Annotated in this window: 18 protein-coding genes and 1 pseudogene; 13 read left to right on the top strand and 6 right to left on the bottom strand. The window is 42.2% G+C overall.

Annotated features, from left to right (window positions below; genetic code table 11):
- Positions 1–117: 117 nt before the first annotated feature.
- Positions 118–1,245, bottom strand: a complete 1,128-nt coding sequence (locus tag H6G77_RS25640; RefSeq protein WP_190592396.1) for an ATP-binding protein — start codon at positions 1,243–1,245, stop codon at positions 118–120.
- Positions 1,246–1,378: 133 nt separating this feature from the next.
- Between H6G77_RS25640 and H6G77_RS25645 the strand changes: the two genes are divergently transcribed.
- The 9 genes from H6G77_RS25645 (at position 1,379) to ureC (ending at position 11,681) form a co-directional block, all read left to right on the top strand.
- The gene (locus H6G77_RS25645) at positions 1,379–4,126 is read left to right on the top strand and encodes an HAD-IC family P-type ATPase (protein WP_190592397.1); all 2,748 of its coding nucleotides are present in this window, start codon (positions 1,379–1,381) and stop codon (positions 4,124–4,126) included.
- Positions 4,127–4,230: 104 nt separating this feature from the next.
- On the top strand, positions 4,231–5,097 hold the full coding sequence (locus H6G77_RS25650) for a GNAT family N-acetyltransferase (protein WP_190873071.1): 867 nt from the start codon (positions 4,231–4,233) through the stop codon (positions 5,095–5,097).
- Positions 5,098–5,237: 140 nt separating this feature from the next.
- On the top strand, positions 5,238–7,019 hold the full coding sequence (locus tag H6G77_RS25655) for an ABC transporter ATP-binding protein (protein WP_190873072.1): 1,782 nt from the start codon (positions 5,238–5,240) through the stop codon (positions 7,017–7,019).
- 55 nt (positions 7,020–7,074) lie between these two features.
- Positions 7,075–7,425, top strand: a complete 351-nt coding sequence (locus H6G77_RS25660; protein WP_190592400.1) for a Spx/MgsR family RNA polymerase-binding regulatory protein — start codon at positions 7,075–7,077, stop codon at positions 7,423–7,425.
- Positions 7,426–7,613: 188 nt separating this feature from the next.
- Positions 7,614–8,534 (top strand): urease accessory protein UreD, encoded by a 921-nt coding sequence (locus H6G77_RS25665; protein WP_190592401.1) that lies wholly within the window; start codon positions 7,614–7,616, stop codon positions 8,532–8,534.
- Positions 8,535–8,556: 22 nt separating this feature from the next.
- On the top strand, positions 8,557–8,859 hold the full coding sequence (gene ureA, locus H6G77_RS25670; RefSeq protein WP_190675063.1) for an urease subunit gamma: 303 nt from the start codon (positions 8,557–8,559) through the stop codon (positions 8,857–8,859).
- 20 nt (positions 8,860–8,879) lie between these two features.
- A complete protein-coding gene (locus tag H6G77_RS25675) occupies positions 8,880–9,185 on the top strand; it encodes an urease subunit beta (protein WP_190592403.1) in 306 nt (101 codons plus the stop codon).
- Between the two features lie 46 nt (positions 9,186–9,231).
- On the top strand, positions 9,232–9,906 hold the full coding sequence (locus H6G77_RS25680; RefSeq protein WP_190873073.1) for a Coq4 family protein: 675 nt from the start codon (positions 9,232–9,234) through the stop codon (positions 9,904–9,906).
- A 68-nt stretch (positions 9,907–9,974) separates the two neighbouring features.
- Positions 9,975–11,681: an urease subunit alpha gene (ureC, locus tag H6G77_RS25685; RefSeq protein ID WP_190873074.1), complete on the top strand. Its 1,707-nt coding sequence runs from the start codon at positions 9,975–9,977 to the stop codon at positions 11,679–11,681.
- An 80-nt stretch (positions 11,682–11,761) separates the two neighbouring features.
- On the opposite strand, the gene H6G77_RS25690 is transcribed toward ureC, so the two are convergent.
- Positions 11,762–12,433 carry a hypothetical protein gene (locus tag H6G77_RS25690; protein ID WP_190592406.1) on the bottom strand — a complete coding sequence of 224 codons (672 nt, stop codon included), beginning with the start codon at positions 12,431–12,433 and terminating at the stop codon, positions 11,762–11,764.
- Between the two features lie 331 nt (positions 12,434–12,764).
- On the opposite strand from H6G77_RS25690, the pseudogene H6G77_RS25695 reads away from it, so the two are divergent.
- Positions 12,765–13,366: pseudogene (locus H6G77_RS25695) on the top strand (Rpn family recombination-promoting nuclease/putative transposase); the annotation flags it as partial.
- Positions 13,367–13,640: 274 nt separating this feature from the next.
- On the opposite strand, the gene H6G77_RS25700 reads toward H6G77_RS25695, so the two are convergent.
- The 3 genes from H6G77_RS25700 to H6G77_RS25710 form a co-directional block, all read right to left on the bottom strand.
- Positions 13,641–14,708 (bottom strand): fatty acid desaturase, encoded by a 1,068-nt coding sequence (locus tag H6G77_RS25700; protein ID WP_190592407.1) that lies wholly within the window; start codon positions 14,706–14,708, stop codon positions 13,641–13,643.
- Positions 14,709–14,937: 229 nt separating this feature from the next.
- Positions 14,938–15,990: a fatty acid desaturase gene (locus tag H6G77_RS25705; RefSeq protein WP_190592408.1), complete on the bottom strand. Its 1,053-nt coding sequence runs from the start codon at positions 15,988–15,990 to the stop codon at positions 14,938–14,940.
- A gap of 293 nt (positions 15,991–16,283) precedes the next feature.
- Complete coding sequence (locus H6G77_RS25710; protein WP_190592409.1) at positions 16,284–17,102, bottom strand: acyl-CoA desaturase; 819 nt, start codon at positions 17,100–17,102, stop codon at positions 16,284–16,286.
- A gap of 86 nt (positions 17,103–17,188) precedes the next feature.
- On the opposite strand from H6G77_RS25710, the gene H6G77_RS25715 reads away from it, so the two are divergent.
- Complete coding sequence (locus tag H6G77_RS25715) at positions 17,189–18,418, top strand: methionine gamma-lyase family protein (RefSeq protein WP_190873075.1); 1,230 nt, start codon at positions 17,189–17,191, stop codon at positions 18,416–18,418.
- Between the two features lie 53 nt (positions 18,419–18,471).
- A complete protein-coding gene (locus H6G77_RS25720) occupies positions 18,472–18,849 on the top strand; it encodes a GxxExxY protein (protein WP_190592411.1) in 378 nt (125 codons plus the stop codon).
- Between the two features lie 36 nt (positions 18,850–18,885).
- Here the strand turns inward: H6G77_RS25720 and H6G77_RS25725 are convergent, their stop codons facing one another.
- Positions 18,886–20,085 (bottom strand): Coenzyme F420 hydrogenase/dehydrogenase, beta subunit C-terminal domain, encoded by a 1,200-nt coding sequence (locus H6G77_RS25725; RefSeq protein ID WP_190873076.1) that lies wholly within the window; start codon positions 20,083–20,085, stop codon positions 18,886–18,888.
- 246 nt (positions 20,086–20,331) lie between these two features.
- On the opposite strand from H6G77_RS25725, the gene H6G77_RS25730 reads away from it, so the two are divergent.
- Positions 20,332–20,694, top strand: a complete 363-nt coding sequence (locus H6G77_RS25730; RefSeq protein ID WP_190592414.1) for a hypothetical protein — start codon at positions 20,332–20,334, stop codon at positions 20,692–20,694.
- Positions 20,695–20,792 lie beyond the last annotated feature (98 nt).

Raw genomic sequence — 20,792 nt, forward strand, 5'->3', positions numbered from 1 at the left:
TAAATGTTGCAATATATTTTGGATTCAATTGAGATAAATCAATGTTTTCCACTTTTTACTAATGCACTATTTTAGTCCTGTCACGCTACTACTAGCTGAGAAACGCTGTATACATCTCTAACTTAATTTATGTCGCAACCATAAAGCTAATAAAGGTAACGCTAGTCTATAACCATGTTCAGCATTATAAATTAAACCTTTGTGCTGCAATCCAATTAGGGAACCTTGCAGACTACCACCTCTAGACAGACCATGTTTTTGAATGTATTCTTTACTTTGTGGCTTATCTGTAGGATCTAAAGCCAAAGATTCTAAAAGATGTAACTGATTTGCTGGCAATAACATCACTAAAGATTCAAAAGTTAAAGATAAATCTTTCAGTAAACCTTCTATTGCTTGCTGCACAGCAAATTCACTAATTAAAGCATCATTACCAGAAAAAGTTTGTAAGCGACGAATGATCGCCATTGCATCACCAATATGTCCTTGTACAGCATCTAAAAATAATTGCAGTGCCTGAGAACGAGAATCAAATTTCAGTCCTTGTGTATGTAATGTTTCTCGCGCCCATAATGCTAAAACTTCTCTAGGTAAAGGTGCTAACTGGATAGTTTCTAAAGGATAGTTGGTCTCATCTGTATGATGGCTACTCTCAGCGATGGTTGCTACTAAAACATAGCTGACATGAGTATGCACATTAATTTCTCTCCTAAATGTACCCTCCCACAAACCATTCCGATCCCAAGAACGAATATGGGGAAAACTCTGCAAAATCAACACCACACGCTGATTTAAATTCACAGCCATGATTTGCAGCAAATTGAGCAAAATTTCAAATGCTTGCCATTGTTGCTTTTGGTTTAAAGAACGCAATAGCTTGAGCTTCCTTTCTGGATGATAGATGAAAAACTCATTGCCAAAGTTGTTTACCCAGTCTTGAATTGCTGTTGCTTGCCAGTTTTGACTAATCGCTTCCGCCAGCAGTTGGATAAATCTATCCCCATCAGTAGCGCGGATGCAGTCTATCTCCAAAACTATCGCCCCAACTTCTTGGGCTGCTGTTCGTACCAGAGTTCGCCTTCCACTACCAGGAACCCCAGTAATTAGCAAGTCTCCATCTTGGGCTAATACTTCTACAATCCTCTGAAATTCTAGCGATCGCCCAATTAGTTGTAAAGGCGTAGACAAATCTAAATTCACGTACTTTTTGCCTTGAGTTTTTATCCCCACTGTAAGGGCAAGCATACTCACTTCGATGTTCACTTCGCAACCATTGAACATAACTATGATTTGTATCAATTTTAATTAGTGTCATTTTTACTTCTGCACTATTTTTTAGTGTTAAATATATTCAAACACCAAAATAAAGGTATTGAGTATGGCACAGGCAGTAACTTTCACCGCACCTCAAGAACAACAGCCTAGTGTTTGGCATACGTTAGAGATTGCCGATGCGATCGCCCAATTACAAACTGATGTCGAATATGGCTTGAGTAGTGCAGTAGTCAAGCAGCGACTATCCGAGATCGGGGCAAATGAACTGACAGGCAAGAAAGGCAAAGCTTGGTGGTTAAAATTTTTACTGCAATTTAACCAACCACTACTGATTATTTTGCTGTGTGCAGGTTTAGTCAAAGCCTTAACTGGCAGCTTGGTGAATGCTGGTGTGATTTGGGGTGTGACTACTACCAACGCCATCATTGGGTTTGTGCAAGAATCAAAAGCCGAAGGTGCGATCGCGGCATTAGCCCAAGCCATTACCACAGAAGCGACAGTCCTCCGTGATGGTCAAAAAATCCGCATTCCTTCTAGAGAGTTAGTCCCAGGAGACCTTGTTTTACTGACTTCCGGTGATAAAGTCCCAGCAGATTTACGGTTAATTCAAGTTAAAAATTTACAAATTGATGAATCAGCGTTAACTGGTGAGTCTGTAGCAGTAGAAAAAAATATACAAACTATCAAGCCAGATACAGCCTTAGCCGAACGCAAAAACATGGCTTACGCAGGTGGCTTTGTTACCTTTGGGCAAGGTACTGGGATTGTAGTTGCTACGGGTAACAGCACTGAAACAGGGCGGATTTCCCAGTTAATGGAACAACACACAGATATTTCCACACCATTAACTAGGAAATTCAATAAATTCAGCCAAAATTGGCTGTATATGGTATTAGGTTTAGCAACCCTCTGCTTCGTCGTCGGATTAAGCTTTCGCGGTTTTCAAGAAGCTTTAGAAGCAGCTGTCGCTTTAACAGTCAGTGCCATCCCGGAAGGATTACCAGCAGTAGTTACAGTCACCTTAGCCATAGGTGTTTCCCGGATGGCTAGGCGCAACGCAATTATTCGTAAATTACCAGCCGTTGAAACTTTAGGGAGTGCAACTGTAATTTGTTCCGATAAAACTGGAACTTTGACAGAAAACCAGATGACAGTACAAGCAATTTACGCTGGAGGACATCAATATACTGTCAGTGGCATAGGTTACGCACCAGATGGGGAAATCTTAATTGATGACAAACCCGTGAACCTCAATAGCGATAAAGGTTTACAAGAATGCTTAATTGCCGGCTTGTTGTGTAACGACTCTCATTTAGAAAAGAAAAATGGCAAGTGGGGAGTCATGGGAGATCCCACAGAAGGAGCGTTGATTACATCAGCCCACAAAGGCGGTTTTAATCAGTCAATCTTCGCCCAAGAAATGGCCAGACTAGATGCAATTCCCTTTGAATCAGACTTTCAATACATGGCGACTCTGCACGTCACACCTCAAGGTAAAACTATTTATGTTAAGGGTTCCGTAGAAGCAATACTCCAACGCTGCACCTTGATGTTAAATACTGAGGGACAACTCCGCCCCTTGGATTGTGTAGAAACATTACGACAAACCAGCATCGAGCGCGAAGTTAATATTATGGCGCGGCAAGGCTTACGGGTTTTAGCTTTGGCAAAAAAGGCAGTCCCCGACGAGCAGAATACAGTTGATCATCCAGATATTGAGACTGGGTTAACTTTCATCGGCTTGCAAGGAATGATTGATCCACCGCGTGAAAGTGCCATTAAGGCAGTACAAGCCTGTCAAGAAGCCGGGATTCAGGTAAAAATGATTACTGGTGATCATGCAATCACAGCCCAAGCGATCGCTCGTCGGATGGGCATTAATAAAAATGGCTCTGTTCTGGCTTTCACCGGGACAGAACTCGCAAAAATGGATCAAGCCGAACTCGCCCAAGTTGCCGAAGAAGGTGTAGTTTTTGCCCGTGTCGCCCCAGAACAAAAACTGCGTTTAGTCGAAGCCTTGCAATCAAAAGGCGAAATTGTCGCTATGACAGGAGATGGTGTCAACGATGCTCCAGCCTTAAAACAAGCAGATATTGGGATTGCGATGGGTGGTGCTGGTACAGAAGTCGCCAAAGAAGCCGCAGATATGCTACTTACCGATGATAATTTCGCCTCCATTGAAGCGGCAGTAGAAGAAGGAAGAGCCGTTTATAAAAATCTACTCAAAGCAATTTGCTTTATCTTGCCTGTTAATGGCGGGGAATCAATGACAATTTTAATTAGCACATTACTAGCCAGAGATTTGCCAATTTTATCCTTACAAGTTCTTTGGCTCAATATGCTCAATTCCATCACGATGACGGTTCCCTTAGCCTTTGAGCCAAAAGCCCAAAGTGTTATGCAGCAAGCGCCCCGCCATCCTAATGAACCTCTACTTTCTGGCAGCAGGTTAAAACGAATTTTGGCAATTTCTTTGTTTAATTGGATTGTGATATTTGGGGTATTTGAATATATCCGCCAAACCACAGGCAATATAGATTTAGCGAGAACAATGGCAATTAACTCTCTAATTGCTGGACGCATATTTTATTTATTGAGTATCAGCCAATTAATTCCCAACTTGATTGCCAAAATGGACGGCACAATCAAAGAAAACGTTGATATCCCTGCCATTGGATTAGGAATTGTAGGCGCAATTATTTTGCAAATTGCCTTTGCTCATGTGCCGTTAATTAATGAAGTGTTTGAAACAGCACCTTTGGACTTGTCACAGTGGTTGTTTTGTTTAGCGGTAGGTTCACCTATGATTTTGTGGGCTACGGTAGTGAATCGCTTTGATCCACCAAATTAAATGTAGTATTTTCTGGTTGACTAAGTTAGAGTAACAGCAATGTCTGATTAACCCTTGCAATCATTTATCAACATGGCTTTCTAACTCAACTAGCGGAGTTTTGTGTGGCTACCTTAAAAACCTTGGAACCTGGCGATGAAGCATTGCTCGAAAACTTTTTGTTGCAACACGCCGATACTTCAATGTTTTTGCGCTCAAATTGGCGTGAAGCAGGGTTACTCGACCAAGGTGCAAGGTTTCAGGGAACATACATAGCCGCGATCGCTAATGAAATTATAGTTGCAGTCGCCGCACATTATTGGAATGGGATGCTCATAGTTCAAGCACCAGCGCATCTGGCGGAAGTGGTACAAGCAGTAGTCAACCAGTCCCATCGCCAGATTTCGGGAATTGCCGGCCCTACAGTGCAAGTTACAGCCACTAAGCAAGTTTTGGGACTAGTTGAACGACCAACTCAACTTGATGACAGTGAAATATTGTTGTCTTTAGCCTTGCCAAATTTACAAGTACCTCCAGCTTTAGCATCAGGAGAAGTTGAATGTCGCTTGCCTTACCCAGAAGAATTTGACTTACTTAGCCATTGGTGTGCTGACTACAATATAGAAGCTTTGGGACACCCCCACACCCCTGATTTAGTCGTGAATTGTCGCCGTGAGTTAGAAGCACGCCAAGCCAGGGCGAGACATTGGATTTTAGTCGCCCAAGATACGCCCATCGCTTATACAACTTTTAATGCTTGGCTACCTGATATTGTGCAGATTGGCGGCGTATGGACACCACCAGCTTTAAGGGGTAGAGGTTACGCCAAATGTGTAGTAGCTGGCTCATTATTAGAAGCGCGATCGCACGGAGTTGAACGTGCTATCTTATTCACCAATCGAGAAAATTATCCAGCCCTAGCAGCATACCAGGCGATCGGTTTTCGTCCCACTGGCGAAGAATTTGGTTTGGTGATGTTTCAGCCAACATAAACATGACTGGTTGTCAGCGTTGAATTTTCTAGTTCCAGAATTAAATACAATAGAAATTGTCGCAATTGAAACCATAATTGCCACCAGCCGCAGACAGCCATTCCCAATCCAAAATCTAAAATTCCAAATCCAAAATTCTTATGAGAGGTACAAGCCCAATTGTTGCATCTGAGCAACTGGCAACTCAGCAACTCTCAACCGTCAGGCGATTTTTACAATACCTGCGACCATATCGCAAAGAAATTCCCATTGCCTTGACATTAGTACTAATTGGTGCGTCAACTCAGGCGATCGCACCTTTTTTACTTGGTTGGTCAGTTGACCATCTAATTGCCCAAGGTAATTTATCTGGGTTGTTGCTGCTGTTAGGACTATTAGCATTACTCTACGTACTTGGTATTTCGGCAACCCGTGGTCAAATTGTGCGTGTCGGCTGGATTATGCAGCGATTATTGGCACAACTGCGCCAAGATATCTTTCTGAAAATTCAGAGTTTGCCACTCAGCTTTTTTGACCGCAGTGAAGCAGGCGATTTGATGAGTCGCTTACTAAATGATGTCAATACCGTCAATCAAGCATTCGGACAAACCGTTGCCCAAATGTTGGGTAACGTTTTTAGTTTGGTTGGAATTGTCATTGCGATGTTGGCTATTAATTTACAACTCGGTTTATTGAGTAACCTAGTTGTACCACTGATGATTTTTACCACCAGCTTATTTGCTCGTTGGGCAAGAACTAAATTCCGCGTCACCCGGCAAACCATTGGCGACCTCTCAGCCAAATTAGAAGAAGATATTAGTAGTGTGCGTGAAGCCCAAGCATTTAACCGCGTACACATCAACATTCAAGAATTTGACCTGCTCAACGCAGCTAACCGGGATGCCAATGTCGAAGCTGTGGCGATTACTGCGGCCTTTTTACCTTCAATTGATTTTCTCAACACCCTCGCCACCGCAGGCGTACTCGCATTCGGTGGTTATCTCGCCGTTACTGGAGCCGCAACAGTGGGTGTGGTGACATCATTTTTACTCTACGTCCAACAATTTTTCCGCCCGATTCAAATTCTCAGTCAGTTTTACACCCAAGCCCAATCAGCTTTTGCTGGACTAGAGCGGATTTTCCTGCTGTTAGATGAACCAGCCCAACTCAAAGATGCGCCGGATGCCCAAGAAATGCCAGCAATTCAAGGTGAGGTGAGATTTGAGAATGTCACCTTTGGCTATAATCCAGAGCAACTGGTTCTCAAAGGCGTGAACTTACACGCTAGTCCTGGACAAATGATTGCCTTAGTCGGGTCAACAGGTTCAGGTAAAACGACAATCATTAACCTAATATTGCGTTTTTATGATGTCTCTGGCGGGGCAGTCAAAATAGATGACATTGATGTGCGGCGTGTCACCCAAGCCAGTTTGCGCCGTCAGATTGGGATTGTTTTGCAAGATAATATTTTGTTCAGTGGCACTGTCGCCGAAAATATTGCCTTTGGCGCTCCTTACGCCAGCCAAGCCGAAATTGAAAGTGCGGCTCAATTGGCAAATGTCCATGAGTTTATTACTTCCTTACCACAAGGTTACGCCACCAAACTAGGTGAACGAGGTGCGCCCCTCAGTCAAGGACAGCGACAACTTATTAGTATTGCCCGTGCGGTGTTGATTAATCCCCGAATTTTGATTTTAGATGAAGCAACTAGCAGTATTGATACTCGTACAGAAGCATTAGTGCAGAGTGCGATCGCGCGGTTGTTACAAGGTCGTACCAGCTTTGTCATTGCTCACCGCCTCAGCACCGTCACCCAAGCAGATCAAGTCTTAGTCATTCAACAAGGACAAATTGTCGAACAAGGCACTCACACACAACTGATAAAACAACAAGGAGTCTATGCCAATCTTTATAGCCTCCAACTAGGGGCTAATAATTCATAGGCATCATCTCAAACCTATAAATGGTATATCTGGAAATTGTTGCTCAAATTTAATTATGTCTGTTCAAGTCTACGGCATACCCAACTGTGGTACTTGCAAAAAAGCTCTAACTTGGCTGCAAAACAACCAAATTGACTATGAGTTTATCAACACCAAAGAAAATCCGCCCACCCGTGAGCAAATCGAAAACTGGGTAAAGTCCCTGGGTTCTGCTGTGATGCGAAATACCTCCGGGCAATCTTACCGCGCTTTAGGCGAACAAAAAAAGACTTGGAGTGAACAACAATGGATAGACGCATTCACACTTGATGCGATGTTACTCAAACGTCCATTGTTTGTTAAAGATGGAACAGCCGTATTGACTGGTTTCAAAAATGAGACATTAGTACGAGAAAAATTAAAATAGTTCCCAGAGGAAACTCCAGCCCAAACAGGCAAATGTTCGGTATTTCGATTTCCCAGACAATAATCTTGACTGGAGACTGTGACATTTTCATGTGTGGTTGTGAAATTTTTTCATTGGACTGCCTTCTGCCTTCTTCAATTAAAATTGCTGAGGTGGAAGTTTGAGCGTGACAACTTCTTTGATTCACAATGATTGATCAACCACAAACAGCAACAGCTTGGCAGGGAAAACTAAACTTAGTATATGAGAATCGCCAAAATTCGACCCAGCTAATTTATAACCATCATCAAGCACCCCTCAAAGTGCAACGTCCGTTTTACCCAGAAGGTGAAAAAGTCTGTCATAGTGTGATTTTACATACAGCCGGGGGTGTGGTGGGAGGCGATCGCTTATCATCTTATTTTCACCTTAAACCCGATACCCAAGCTTTAATCACCACAGCCGCAGCCAGTAAAATCTATCGCAGTAATGGTTTACAAGCTAGACAAACTCTAGATATTCAAATTGATGCAGGCGCTTGTTTAGAATTGTTACCCCAAGAAACAATTTTGTTTAACGGCGCAGATTATCGCCAAGATTTACAGGTAGAATTAGCACCCGGAGCGAGTTTTTTAAGCTGGGAAATTACCCGCTTTGGTCGCAGTGCTAGAGGCGAGAAATTCTTACAAGGAAAATGGCGATCGCACACTGAAATTTGGCAGCAAGGTGTTCCATTATGGATAGACCGTCAATTTTTACCAGGGAACCCCGAAATTTTTCACAGTCCATCTGGTTTATTTGGACAACCCATCGTCGGTAGCTTGCTTTGGCTTGGTCATCCAGTCTCCACAGAAATTGTCAAACAAGCACGTTCTCTCTTTACCCACCACTCCTCACTCCCCACTCCCCACTCCCCACTCCCCACTCCTCACTCAGCACTCAGCACTCAGCACTCAGCACTCAGCACTCAGCACTTAATAGGAGTGACACAACTAGAACATGGACTTTTGTGTAGATATCGCGGCGCTTCCACATCTGAGGTGCGAAACTGGTTTACAGCTGTTTGGCACATACTACGAACATCTTTTTTAAGTCGTGGTATATGTATACCGAGAGTTTGGCAGATTTAAACAAACGATAAAGGATGCAAAGATGCAACTTACGCCGCAGGAAAAAGATAAATTATTAATTTTTACTGCTGCTTTATTAGCGGAAAGACGCAAAGAAAGAGGCTTGAAATTAAATTATCCTGAAGCAGTGGCTTATATATCTGCTGCAATTTTAGAAGGCGCAAGAGATGGACAAACTGTTGCGGAATTGATGAGTTACGGCACAACTTTATTAAGCCAAGATGATGTCATGGAAGGTGTCGCAGAAATGGTACATGAAGTCCAGGTAGAAGCCACTTTTCCAGATGGCACAAAGTTAGTGACAGTACATAATCCAATTCGTTAAATTTATTTTAGAAAATTACTATGATACCTGGAGAAATTATCACAGCAGCAGGGGAACTAGAACTAAATGCAGGTCGTCCGACTGTAAAATTGCCAGTGGCAAATACAGGCGATCGCCCTATTCAAGTAGGTTCACATTTTCATTTTTATGAAGTCAATTCTGCATTAATTTTTGATAGAGAACAAGCCAAAGGAATGCGCCTTGATATTCCGGCTGGTACAGCAGTACGCTTTGAGCCAGGGGATGAAAAGGAAGTCACTTTAATACCCTTTACTGGTAGCCGGCAAGTTTACGGTTTTAATGCTAAGGTAAATGGCCAATTATAGTTAAGGCTTTCATGCCTTAATACCAAATACATAAAGGCAGGGTCAGATGTTTTTGAAAGATTTACGCGGGTTAAATCTAGAATTTTTAAACACATTAAAAGGTGCAATTACTCTATTTATAGATCCTGGTCGTGCTGATGCAACTCCTGATATTGAAGATGGGATGATTAACATCAAAGCGACTAAATTAGCAATTGAATATATCAAATCAAAACCAGAAGTCGCACAAATTATTCAAGAACGTTATATTGCACCGCCTCCAGATATGGAAGCGATCGGCAAATGTCCTGAAGGTTCACTAGGATATGCTTTTGCTAAATATATAAAAGAAACAGGTTTTGATCCCAATTACTATCGGGGTTTAAAAATCACAGACGACACCAGCTATATCTTGCATCGCCTCAGACAAACTCATGATATTTGGCATGTAGTTACAGGATTAGGCTTTGATGTCAATGGAGAATTAGGATTACAAGCATTTTGTTTAGCTCAAATTCGTATCCCCTTACCCATCATTCTCTTAGCAGGGGGATTAATGAGAACATTAATTAATGCACCAGAACAAATGGATCATTTATTAACACAAATTGCTATAGGCTATCGTATGGGAGCCAAAGCTAAACCCCTCATAGCCCAAAAATGGGAAGAAAACTGGGATAAACCCCTATCCCAATGGCGCAGCGAATTAGGAATTGAACCCACCTCAGTTTATATACCCTAAAACTCAAATCTGCCTTCAGTAGCTGGAGTGTTTCAGATGGGAATAAAAAATAATTATCAGGATTAGTTATGAGTTACAGAATGTCTCGCCGCGCCTACGCAGAAACCTATGGGCCGACTGTAGGCGATCGCATCCGCCTAGCTGATACAGAATTATTTATCGAAGTCGAACAAGACTTTACTACCTACGGTGATGAAGTGAAGTTTGGCGGTGGTAAAGTGATTCGTGATGGGATGGGACAATCCCCCATTTCTAACGCCGATGGTGCTGTCGATTTAGTCATTACCAATGCGTTAATCCTTGATTGGTGGGGAGTTGTCAAAGCAGACATCGGCATTAAAGAAGGCAAGATATTTAAAATTGGTAAAGCGGGTAATCCTTATATTCAAGACAACGTAGATATTATTATTGGCCCTGGAACTGAAGCCTTAGCTGGAGAGGGAATGATTCTCACGGCGGGCGGAATTGATAGCCATATACATTTTATTTGTCCTCAACAAATTGAAGTGGCGATCGCCTCTGGAATCACAACCATGATTGGCGGTGGAACTGGCCCCGCCACCGGAACCAACGCCACCACCTGCACCCCCGGCCCTTGGAACATTTACCGGATGTTACAAGCTGCTGATGCTTTTCCGATGAACTTGGGATTTTTGGGTAAAGGTAACGCCAGTCAACCCCAAGCATTAGCAGAACAAGTACAAGCCGGTGCAATGGGTTTAAAACTGCATGAAGACTGGGGGACAACTCCCGCCACCATTGATACTTGTCTGAGTGTGGCTGATGAATACGATGTCCAGGTCGCCATCCACACCGACACCCTCAACGAAGCCGGGTTTGTGGAAGATACCATCGCCGCCTTTAAAAACCGCGCCATTCATACCTACCACACCGAAGGCGCAGGTGGCGGACATGCACCCGATATTATCAAAGTCTGCGGTCAAGCAAATGTTCTCCCCTCTTCGACAAATCCCACCCGTCCCTACACTCTCAATACCTTAGATGAACACCTAGATATGTTGATGGTGTGTCATCACCTCGACCCCAGCATTGCCGAAGATGTGGCTTTTGCGGAGTCGCGCATTCGCCGAGAAACCATCGCCGCCGAAGATATTTTGCATGACTTAGGGGCGTTTAGTATGATTTCTTCTGACTCCCAAGCAATGGGGAGAGTAGGGGAAGTAATAATTCGTACTTGGCAGACTGCCCATAAAATGAAGGTACAACGGGGAAGTTTAGAGGGAGATAACCAAGCAGATAATTTACGCGCCAAAAGATACGTAGCAAAATACACTATTAATCCTGCAATTACACATGGAATTGCTGATTATGTCGGTTCTGTAGAAGCCGGAAAAATTGCAGACTTATGCTTGTGGCGACCTGCATTTTTTGGTGTCAAGCCAGAGATAGTGATTAAAGGTGGAATGATAGCTTGGGCGCAAATGGGTGATGCTAACGCCAGTATTCCCACACCCCAACCCGTTCACATGCAACCAATGTTTGGCAGTTTTGCGGGTGCGAGGAATGCAACATCTTTCACCTTTGTTTCCCAAGCAGCTTTAGAAAGAGAAATTCCCCATCAGTTGGGATTACAAAAATCAACTGTGGCGGTGACTGGAACTCGCCAATTAAGTAAAGGTGACTTGAAGCTAAATGACGCATTACCACACATTGAAGTAGACCCAGAAACTTACGAAGTCAGGGCTGATGGCGAATTGCTGACTTGTGAACCTGCAACAGTTTTACCAATGGCGCAGCGTTACTTTTTGTTTTGAGTTGCCAAAATTATAAGAGAGAGTGCGATCGCCTAGCACTCTCTCTTATAAAGAAATTTCCCTAACCAAGTTTTGTATTTTTACTTGGAAGGAGATGTCGAACCTGGTTGAACACCACTATCAGGAGTTGTAGATTCTGGTGCAGGAGTTACACTACCAGGAGTGCTGGAATCTGGGGCTGGTGTAATTTGATTAGGAGTTGTAGATTCTGGTGCAGGAGTTACACTGCCAGGAGTTGTAGATTCTGGTGTAGTAGTGCTACCGGGGGTTGTAGAATCTGGGGCTGGTGTAATTTGATTAGGAGTTGTGGAATCTGGTGCAGGAGTTGTAGATTCTGGTGTGCTGCTACCAGGTGCGGGAATTGTATTGGTAGGATTTGTGGAATCTGGTGCAGTTGTACTGCCAGGAGTTGTAGGTTCAGCAGGTACTGTTGTGCTGTTAGGTGTTGACTCAGGTGTGGTTGTTGTACTGTCTGGGCTGGTTGTGGTGCTAGAAGGCTGTGTTTCGGGTACGGTGGTAGTACCAGAAGAACTTGGGGTAAGTGGTTGACCGTTGGGACAACGGGAATTTAAGGGGAAACGTTCACACAGAATTTTTAAACCTTCTGGTGACAATTGAATTTCCGTTGGTGAACTAGTGGATGGGCTACTGGACTGAGCAATTGGGGATTTACTGGATTGAGCAACTGCAACGTTAGCACTCAAAGCCAAAGTCAAAGCTGTACCAATCAACGACAGAGATTTTCCCTTCATTATGAACTTAACCTCAACGGAAACAGAACACTCGCCCCATTAAACCAAACAATTAAATTTAGAAAATCATCCTAAAAGCTGATGTTTATTTTTGCTGAAAAATTTAGTCATCTCTGCGGAAATATAAGAGTTTCAATAATTTTACTGAAGTAAATTCGTTGTTAAAAATACAAACAATTTTAATATTTTTTTAAGCAGAGGATAATTAATTCCAGATAGAATCAGAGATACATAGATAAAAATCAGAAATTTATCAATGTAAACCTAATAACTTACTCTCATACAACATCTAGATACATAAATATTTTTCCAGTAACTATTAAAATTCTTTATGCGACGAGACTCGATATTTTATAAACTATTTCAACAATTCCCACCTTTGTTATTTGAGCTACTGCAACATCCTCCCAATAATGCTCAAAGTTATCGGTTTGATTCCGTGGCTATTAAAGAACCTAGATTTGAAATTGATGGCGTTGTCTTGAAAAGTTTTGTGGAAGGAAACCTTCCCCACAAACTTTTCGCTTTCTCCCACCAGAAGATGAAGGCGCAGGAATCGTGTATTTCTGTGAGGTACAGTTTCAAAGAGATGAACATCTGTATAAAAGAGTTTTTGCCGAATCATCATTATATTTTTACCGTAATAGTACCCTATTTATTGATTGGCAAGCAGTGATAATTTATCCATCACGCAATATTGAGCAAACAAATACTCATCCCCATCGCTCATTGTTGAACGGTGAACAAGTGCATCGGGTGTATTTAGATGAATTAGGAGATATTCGCTCTTTACCTATGTGGGTAGCACTGATGGTTTTAACTACCTTATAAGAAGAACAAGCACCCGTAGAAGCACGATATTTGTTAACTAAAGCAAGTCAAGAAACTTCATCGCCATCAAGTCGCGCGATAATAGAAATGATTACAACGATCGCGCTGAATATTCTCTTCATTTGACTCAGCCAGTTTGATTTTTATACAATCCCATACAGGTCAAAGACTTCTGTCACGTTGCTATTAAATTTAATACAAAGTTTCGATGCTTAGTGAAATTTAAATTATAAATATCCCCCTAATTCCCCCTTTTGAAGAGGAACTTTGATTGTACTTCCTCTATTTTCAAGGGGGCTAGGGGGATCGAAACCTTCACTAACTGTATTGCCTCATAACTCACATCTTGCACTTTCGTGAGAGTGGCTATTGTTCTTTAATGATGATTAGAGGTGTAATAAACCTTCCCACCAGTGTCAGGGACAAAATGGCAGCTAACACAAGAACGCCATAAAGCCTTCCAAATTGGTTCTTCAGACTTGCGGTAATATTCACCCATTACAGGTTTGATGGCTTCAGTAGCCTTCAATAAATTGTAGTGAGGAATATTCAAGAAGATGTGATGGGCAACGTGAGTACCGATATCGTGATGGATATGATTAACCAAACCGTAATTGCGATCGATACTCGAAATTGCACCTTTGAGGAAAGTCCAATCATCACCACGATACCAAGGAATATCAGGTTCAGTGTGATGTAAAAATGTTACCAAATCTAACCAAATCACAAACACGATGTAGGGCATAGCGTAGTATTTAAACAACCACATCCAACCCCATTGATAGGTGAGTACCCCTAACAAACCTACCATCCCAATCCAGAGTGCAGTGCTAGTAATAATGTCCCATTTTTCTGAGGGCTTGAAAAGTGAGCTACTTGGTGAAAAGTGCGAACCTTCTTTGTTGGGAGAACGCTTAAATAAATAGACTGGATAAGCCAATAAAAATAAATAATATCGACCTATTTTCTGTGCCAAAGGCATTTCTTTATACTGTGATTCACTCACAGGATACCAGCTTTCATCATTATCAATATTACCAGTATTTTTATGATGTGTCCTATGGCTGATGCGCCAGCCGTGATAAGGCACTAGTATAGGAGTATGAGATAAATGCCCAATTAAGTCATTGAGCCATTTATGCTTGGAAAAAGATTGATGTCCGCAGTCATGACCAACAACAAATAAAGCCCAGAACATTGTGCCTTGCATTAACCAGAAAAAAGGCCAAAAATACCAAGAATCAAGATAATGCGCCACTGCATAAAGTGAACCAATAATCAGAATGTCACGAAAGAAATAAAACAGTGATTTACTGACGTTGGGTTGAAAACATTCATCTGGGATAGCAGCTTTTAAATCTTGGAGAGTAAATGGCAGTTTAGTTGCATCCTCAGAAGCTTGATTTGCACGAGAACTGTCGAACGGGATAGTAGTTGATTGCACTTGGTTCTTTGATAAAAAATAAAGGCGAACTGTTTTAGAGGTTTTCCTTCCCCTTTGGGATACTTGCGATGCTGATATAGACGCAAGACAAAAATATCTGGCAATTCACTGAGCAATAACTAAAATTTATAGAGAATTGCCAGAAATCTTTAATGTGCAGACAAATAATCTCTTCGCTCTACTTTGAGGATCTGAGATTAATTCAGCGAGATTTTAGCTGAATTTTGGTTTACTTACCTGCGTAATATTCGTTAAAAGTTTGATAACCCTCATCAGTCACATAAAGTTGACATTGGTCTGTAATTTGTTTCATTAAAGACCAAGAAAACTTAAATTCGTCATGCAAATAATTTCCCCAATTTTCTTTAATGCTGCTGTACGCTAGGCGTAAATTATAAGAGGGGATAGCAGTAGAAATGTGATGTGGGACGTGGACGTTAATATCGTGGCACAGGAACTCTACCCACCGGGGATAATCACAATGAATAGTCCCGAATAGCTGCGCCATTGCTTCATTCCATTTGCTGGCTTTGTCAAACGGCACATCAGAGAAAGTGTGGTGAACAATGGTGAAGGTACTCATCCAGAAATGGTATATCATCCAAGGTATAAACCAGAATTTGATAAATCCCCAAATCCCAGTTGTAGCAATGAGGGTAGGAAACACAACTGCTGCAAAAACCACAACTACAGCAACTGAAAGTTTAATACTTCCTTGGTCTTTAACTTTAAAGTTGCGCCAATCGAAATGCACAACCGCCCAATGTCCAATGGAACCTACCCACCACAGCCGCTTTTTCATGAATAATTTAAAAGCAGATTGACGAGTGTTACCCCAATTGGTAAAAACTTCTGGTCGGATGGGATGCCAAGCATTATCCTCATCTAACTTGTTGGTATGTTTGTGATGATGATTATGCTTGATTCGCCAACTGTGAAAAGGGTAGATCAGGGGCATCATAAATATATGCCCTACTAAATCATTTACCCACTTCTTTTTGGCAAATGAACGATGACCGCAGTCATGTCCAATTACAAAAAAACCTGTTAAAGCAGTCCCTGTAAAAATCCAGGCAAGAGGCAATAGAAACCAGGGAGAAATTGCCAAACTATAGTAGCCTAAACCCACCATCAAAACATTGAAGAAAACCTGTGTCCAAGCTTTACGTCTATTCTGCTGAAAACATTCTTTTGGCAAAGTTTTGATAATATCTTTGAGCCTTAGTTGGGAATTACTAAGGTCTTTATTTGTGGCTTGCGTCTTGATGATTGATGTAGTCATGAAAACCTAAAAAACAACAAACTCCTCCACCAAGTCACATCAAAGTAACTTGTCGTAAAAATCTTTGAATTAACGCTCTGGATTATAGCAACTTTAGCTACCCAAGCACAGAAGTAAGTAGCTTTTAGATAGAACTGACCAAGAGTATGTCATGGTAAAATCACCAATTTATCTATGAGGTCAATTCAACATCTAATAATCTAAAACCCAAAAATATTTGACTAATGGATATTAGAAATACCTTTGTCATTAATCATTGGCAAACCAATAACTAATGACAAATGATAAACGAATTACGACTTTTTGTCTGCAAGTTTTACATTTTTGGCTAGACCGAAGAGTTGCAAAAACTGAATTGTCATCCAGGTCATATCGATTTCCCACCATTCCAAACCGTGACGGGCTGAGTATTGAAAAGCATGGTGGTTATTGTGCCAACCTTCACCAAAAACTAGTAGGGCTACCCACCAGCAGTTAGTTGAGTTATCGCCAGATTCATGGCTGCGATAGCCAAATTTATGGGTAGCACTGTTCACTAACCAGGTGCAATGATAAACCCAGACAATGCGAACAAAAATTCCCCAGATGACAAATGGCCAACCGCCTAGAAACAACAAGAGAAAACCTAGAGCAAATTGGATGAGAATAAAATATTTTTCTAAAAACTGATAAACTGGGTCTTCGGCAATATCTTTGGTAAAGCGAGGAACATCAGCATGAGCAGGGCATTTGTGAATTAGCCAACCCATGTGGCTCCACCAAAAGCCTTTATTGGAATCATGAGGATCTGGGTCAGTATCGGAATATAAATGATGAATGCGGTGTGTCCCTACCCATTCTATTGGCCCTCCTTGACAGGCTAATGTCCCGAAGAATACCAAGAGATATTCCAACCATTTGGGCGTTTGGAAACTGCGGTGAGTAACAAGGCGGTGAAAACCTAGGGTGATTCCTAAACCACCTGTTATCCAGTAAAGTAATAAACCCACACCAACTGCCGTCCAGCTAAAGTTGCTAGGAACAAGGGCAAATAACGCGCCGATGTGTAGACCAACGAAAAATAGGGTATTCACCCAATTGATTTGAGGTTTAGTTGAAGTAGCAATTGTCATGCAGTAACCTGTGTTGAAATTGTTCAGCCTAATCTGCGCGATCGCACAATCCGCACATTTATAATTTTTTATTTAATGAGGAAATAATGAACAGCTTGGAACAGATGCGGCAAGCAGAACAGGCACTGTTAGAGATTTTTTCTGGAATTGACGCTCAGGTCAAGCATAATCTAAAAAGAGTCCTGGATGCCTTTCGTAATCAGCGCGTCGGAGCGCACCACTTTGCCAGTGTGAGTGGTTACGGTCATGATGATTTAGGACGAGAAACTTTAGATAAAGTTTTTGCGGAAGTAATGGGTGCAGAGGCCGCAGCCGTGCGAGTGCAGTTTGTATCGGGAACTCACGCGATCGCTTGCGCCCTTTATGGTGTACTCCGTCCTGGTGATGAAATGTTAGCAGTGGTCGGCTCTCCCTACGATACGCTTGAAGAAGTGATTGGGTTACGGGGTGAAGGCCAAGGCTCCCTTATAGAGTTTGGCATAAAATACCGCCAATTGGAGCTAACTTTAGGAGGAACTATCGATTGGCAAGCTTTAAGTAATAGCGTTAATCATAACACTCGTTTAGTTTTAATTCAGCGTTCTTGCGGCTATTCTTGGCGGCCTAGCTTATCAATTGCGGATATCACCAAGATTGTGCATATCGTCAAACAGCAAAATCCTGATACTGTTTGCTTTGTGGATAACTGCTACGGCGAATTTATCGAAACTCAAGAACCCACTCATGTTGGTGCGGATTTAATGGCGGGTTCCTTAATTAAAAATCCTGGTGGGACAATTGTTACCGCAGGCGGTTACGTAGCTGGTCGGGCTGATTTGGTAGAAGCTGCCGCCTGTCGCCTCACAGCCCCCGGTATCGGTAGTTATGGCGGTGCTACTTTTGACCAAAATCGCTTGTTATTCCAAGGCTTATTTTTATCACCGCAGATGGTGGGTGAGGCGATGAAGGGAACTTTCTTGACTGGTTATGTTTTTGACAAACTTGGTTATCCGGTGAATCCTGCGCCCCTTGCACCTCGTGGTGATGTGATTCAGGCGATTAAACTGGGTTCAGCGAAAAAATTAATCGCTTTTTGTAAGGCGGTGCAGCAAAATTCCCCCGTGGGTTCTTATCTTGACCCCATACCGGATGCTATGCCGGGATATGAGAGTAAAGTTGTGATGGCTGGGGGAACATTTATTGAGGGGAGTACCTTGGAATTTTCGGCGGATGGGCCGTTGCGGGAGCCTTATATAGTTTATTGCCAAGGGGGGACTCATTGGACTCATGTAGCGATCGCATTAGAGGCGGCAATTGAAGCAGTTGGGAGTGCTTGAAGTTACATGAGTTAGGATTGTCTCACGCAGAGACGCGGAGGCGCAGAGAGTTAATGATTGAGAATGAGATTACTGGTGCTGTGGTGAATGTTGCTTATAAGGTTCACACAACATTGGGGCCTGGGTTGCTGGAATCTGTTTATGAGTCGGTTATGGATTTTGAGTTACGGAGGCGAAAGTTAAAGGTTAGTAGACAGGTAGCAATTCCGGTGATTTATGAAGGTATGTATTTGGATGAAGGCTTCCGTGCTGATTTGATAGTCGAGGATCGGGTGATTGTTGAACTCAAATCGGTAGAAGCGGTTCATCCAGTACACAAAAAGCAACTACTTACTTACCTCCGCCTTGCTGATAAACGAGTCGGATTACTCATCAACTTCAACGTCACACTCATCAAAGATGGAATATCCCGCGTAGTTAATAACCTCTAAAAAACTCTCTGCGCCTCCGCGCCTCTGCGTGAAATATCACTCCGGTAATTTATACTCCCCAACAATCCGTTTAGCAAACTCCGGCACATGATTTTCTAACTTCTCAGGATGATTCCGCTTCACATACAAATAATTCCTTGTAAAGTGCGAATCAATAGAAAACCTCGCATACTCCAACCCTTTGGGGCCGATTTTATCAATGACTACGCCCATCATTTTTGCTACCCACATCGGTAAGGTTACGCCTTTGTCATAAGCCGGAATCCCTTGTTGTACGGCTTCTTTACGGTTCCCTTGGGACATTACAGGTTGAGTGTCTATCTGGTCTTTTACCAAGTCCAGCATTTCTTTACCTGTATCATTTCTCACTAAAATCCACTGCCAGCCGAAGGGTGCGCCCATGTAACCAACGACTAAATCGGCTAGGGAGTTGACGTAATCAAAGCAACTCATACAAGAGGGGGCGAAGACATCTTTGAGTTGGTTGGTTTTTAAGCCAAAGAAGGGGACTTTCTCAATTGAGCCGTCTTCGTGTTTGAAGTGAATGCGGAAGTCTTGCATGAATTCGTAGTGTACTACTGTGTCAGGCGATCGGCTGGTGGTTTCTAGGAATTTTTTCAGTCCGGCGCGGGTGACGTTATCTACGCAGGGTGTACCTAAGACGTATAACTTTTCTAGACCGAGTTTCTTTTCTACTGCCCGGAGTGCTTGAATTTGGCAACCAACGCCAATGACTAATAGTCGCTTCATCCCGGATTTTTCTACTTCTTCCAAAATAGAAAGGTTGGGAGAGAGTGTTGGTTTATTTACCCGTGCCGCCAGTATTTCTTCTGGGGTGCGAGCAATCACAGGCATGGGTTGGAAGCGGTCTTCTTTGGTATTTTGAACGCAGACTACGCCTTCGACTAAGCCACGATTTAGCATTTCGATGGCAATAGTGCTAACTATCCCTGTCCATTGTGCGCCTTCGATGGGCTGTTGTTTCCGGGCTGCCATCATTTCTTGATGCACGCCAAAGTAGAGTTCTTCGGGGTTGTCGAGATTCCGAGAACGGCTGTGGCTTTGGGTTTCCAGCGTGTCTATCTGCTGGGTGATAAACGCGCAGGCTTCCTTGACATAGTGAATATAGTATGTATCACACAGCCCACATTCGCTGCACAGTTCTTTGGCAGGGCGACGGCTACCGGGTTTTAAGGCTTTGGCTTTTGTATGCTTGCTAGAATCAACAGAGGTCATATAAAGTTTGTTTTATCCAGGAATCCTTTTACTACAATACCTTTACAGCTTGTGAACTTAACTATAGAAATTGAAAAAGAAGAGGATGGAAGTTTATTAGCTGAGGTAATTAATTTTCCTGGCGTGCTGGTTTATAGGGTCACAAAAAGATTTTAAGCCTTAGCTTTGTAAGTGCTTTCCCGATAAGTTGGAACTGATCAAAAATTTTTGCATTGATGATACAGAGACGTTAAAGATATTTAGTAAATGAAAGATAAAAGTTTTTTACATAATGATGAATTTTATCAATTTCCTACTACGAAATTATTAGAAATACTCGAAAATGGTTTGTTGTTGGAGAGAGGACGTGCATTGTTTATTCTTGCGCGGCTTTCTGGTGACAATAAAGAACTTATTCCCATAGTTGTAAAGCAGATATACGATTCTAAAAACCGGACTGCTATAACAATTGGTACAGTTTCCATTTCTTGTTTAGGTATTGCTGGCTTATTAGAAGCAGATACTCACGATACAAGAGAGATTGTCAAAGTACTTCTCGAAACATGGACAGAACCAGACCGTAGCAATATTATTGATTTTTTAAAGTTACAGCACATTTTGGGTACATAATTACTCCAAAGTAACTAATAACAACTGAGAAGAATTTCTAATATCATTGATATGACTAAGTAGATAGACAGCATAATTTAGAAGACGCATTTCGACTT

The sequence above is a fragment of the Aulosira sp. FACHB-615 genome (assembly GCF_014698045.1).
Classification (GTDB): Bacteria; Cyanobacteriota; Cyanobacteriia; order Cyanobacteriales; family Nostocaceae; genus Nostoc_B.